A 2,957-nucleotide genomic window follows, 5' to 3' on the forward strand; every position below is an offset into this window, starting at 1 on the left:
GCCCCTTCCGACCGGCCAAGGGTCCGTCGTCTTAAGTGCATCCACTAGCTGTCACCGACCGGCACATATGAGCCACCTCGTGAGCGGCATGTAGGAGCCAGTCGATGATCGGCATATTGGAGCCAGTGCGTGATCGGCGCATAGGAGCCACCCGATGATCGGCACATTGGAGCCACCGCCGAGGCGGTAAACGGCATCGCGAATCAACCGCCATCGCTACCTTGCGGACCTTTTGTCCGCGAGGGGAAGCGATGGTTCGCAGGAGATTCGAGATGCATCAGTACCGACAAGCCCTGCTGCGCATGCGGCAGGGAGACAGCGACCGCCAGATCGCGGCGGCGCAAGTGATGGGCCGGCCCAAGGCAGCGCAGTTGCGGGAGCTGGCCCAGCAGCACGGATGGCTTGCTCCCGAGCAGCCGTTGCCCGGGGACGAGGCCATCGCCGCGGCACTGGGCGCACAGCGGCGCCCGGCCAGCACGATCTCAAGCCTGGAGGAACACCGCGCGCGCATCGTCGAGTGGGCCCAGACGGGGATCTCGGGCGTGGCGATCCATGCGGCGCTCAAGCGCGAGCACGGCTTTGCCGGCAGCTACTCGGCAGTGCGGCGCATGCTGGCCGACATCGGGCGCAACGAGCCGGTGGACGTGACGTGCCGGCTGGACTTCGAGCCCGGCGAGGCCGCGCAGGTGGACTTCGGCGCCGGCCCCATGCTGACCCACCCCGATGGGCAGGAGCGGCGCACCTGGGCATTCGTGATGACGCTGTGCTTCTCGCGCCATCAGTACGTTGAGTTCGTCTGGGACCAGAGTAGCGCCACCTGGCTGGGCTGCCACCGCCGCGCCTTCGAGTGGTTCAACGGCGTGCCTCGGCGCGTGATCATCGACAACGCCAAGTGCGCCATCACCAAGGCCTGTGCGCAGGACCCGGCCGTGCAGCGCGCCTACGCCCAATGCGCCGAGGGCTATGGCTTCAAGATCGATCCCTGCCCGCCGCATGACCCGCAGAAGAAGGGCATCGTCGAATCGGGCGTGAAGTACCTCAAGAGCAACTTCCTGCCGCTGCGCACGTTCCGCGACCGGGCCGACCTGAACGCACAGGCCAGCACCTGGGTGATGGAGGAGGCCGGCCAGCGCATCCACGGCACCACGCGCAAGGCACCGCTGGCGCTGTTCGAGATCGAGCGCGCACTGCTGCTGCCCCTGCCGGCCATCGCGCCGGACCTGGGTACCTGGCACCTCGTGAGCGTGCATCGCGACTGCCATGTGCAGTTCGAGCGCGTGCTGTACTCGGCCCCCTTCACCCTGGCCGGCAAGACCTTGTGGCTGCGTGCCACCGACGCGGCGGTGGCGCTGTACGAGGAGCATCGCCACGTGGTGACGCACCTGCGCGGCCGACTGGCCGGCCAGCGCGTCACCGTGCGCGACCACCTGCCGCCGCAGGCCCAGGCATTCTTCGCTCATGACCGCGCCTGGTGTGTCGCTCAGGCCGGCCGTGTCGGCCCCTCGTGCCGCCAACTGGTCGAGCACCTGCTGAGCGACAACATCCTCGAGCGGCTGCGCACTGCCCAAGGCCTCATCGGATTCGGCAAGCAGTACAGCCCGGTACGCCTGGAGGCAGCCTGCGCACGCGCACTGGCCCACGACTCGCCGCACTACCGCACGGTCAAGACGATCCTGAGCACCGGCGCGGACCTGCGCCCCTTGCCGGCCCCCGCCGACACCCCGGCCGGCTATGCCAAGCCGCGCTTTGCGCGCGATGCGGCCAGCCTGTTCGCCGGCATCCCCGTGCAGATGGACCTGCTGCATTGACATCGGCCTTGGTGCTCATCGCAGTTGACCTCCCTGTGTTCACGCAGACCGACCCGCCCAGCTTGATGCCAGCAGCCGCGCAAAGCCTGGATGGCCGTAGGCGCTCAAATGCCGCGCCCACAGCCATCCGGCAGCGTATGCGCCTCTACGCAGCGTCAAGGGTTCGCTGCGCCGGGCTTGCGCCCGCCCTTGACCCTGCTCCCAGGCGTGGGTGCCGCCCGCGCAAGTCAGCGGCGGCTCGGTTCTCGTGACCGCAATGGATCAGCTCCTGTGAGCGCCAAGGCGCAGAGGCATCTGCGGCATGGAGCAAGGAGGCCACCCCCACAGCAACCACCTCACCACCACCACCACACACCCACCGGCAAGACCCACAACCCATGACGACACACACCATGAACACCGATCGATTCAACCCCGCCCCCGAACTGCTGCCCCAACTCAAGCAACTGCGCCTGTCGGGCATCCTGGACTCGCTGGAGGCACGCAACCGCCAGGCCCTCGACGCCAAGCTCGCCTACACCGAGTTCCTCGCCTTGCTCATCGGCGATGAGATCGCCCGGCGCGAGCAGAAGAAGTTCGGCTCGCGGCTGCGCCGCGCACAGTTCCGTACCACCAAGACGCTGGAGCAGTTCGACTTCGAGCGGCTGCCTCAGCTCAACCGCACCCTGGTGCACGACCTGGCCACCGGGCGCTACCTGCAGGAGAAGGCACCCGTGCTCATCGTCGGCCCTTGCGGCACCGGCAAGAGTCACCTGGCGCAGGCCCTCGGCCACTGCGCCGTGCGCCAAGGCATCGACGTGGTCTTCACCACCTGCGCCAACCTCACCCAGAGCCTGAACGCCGCCCGCGCCACCGGCACCTATGAGCGCCGCCTCGCCGCCCTGGCGCGCGTGCCCCTGCTCATCATCGACGACTTCGCCCTCAAGCCGCTTCGCACCCCGGCCGACGAGGACTTGCACGACCTCATCGCCGAACGCTACGAGCGCACCTCCACCATCGTCACCAGCAACCTGGACTTCCCCGAGTGGGATTCCGCCTTCCCGGCCAACCGCCTGCTCGCTTCCGCCACGCTGGACCGCCTGCGCCACAACGCCTACTGCCTGGTCCTGGACGGGCAGTCCTACCGGGCGCCAAAACTGGCTCCGGCGG

General features: G+C 68.3%; 2 protein-coding genes. Both read left to right on the forward strand.

From position 1 onward, the window contains the following. Positions 1-272 precede the first annotated feature (272 nt). Complete coding sequence (istA, locus tag VFL64_RS20155) at positions 273-1,808, forward strand: IS21 family transposase (protein WP_489542173.1); 1,536 nt, start codon at positions 273-275, stop codon at positions 1,806-1,808. Between the two features lie 392 nt (positions 1,809-2,200). Beyond that, a partial coding sequence (istB, locus tag VFL64_RS20160; RefSeq protein ID WP_489542174.1) for an IS21-like element helper ATPase IstB occupies positions 2,201-2,957 on the forward strand: 757 nt, incomplete at its 3' end.

Source organism: Rhizobacter sp. (assembly GCF_035702065.1).
In the GTDB taxonomy this organism is placed as follows: Bacteria; Pseudomonadota; Gammaproteobacteria; order Burkholderiales; family Burkholderiaceae_C; genus Rhizobacter.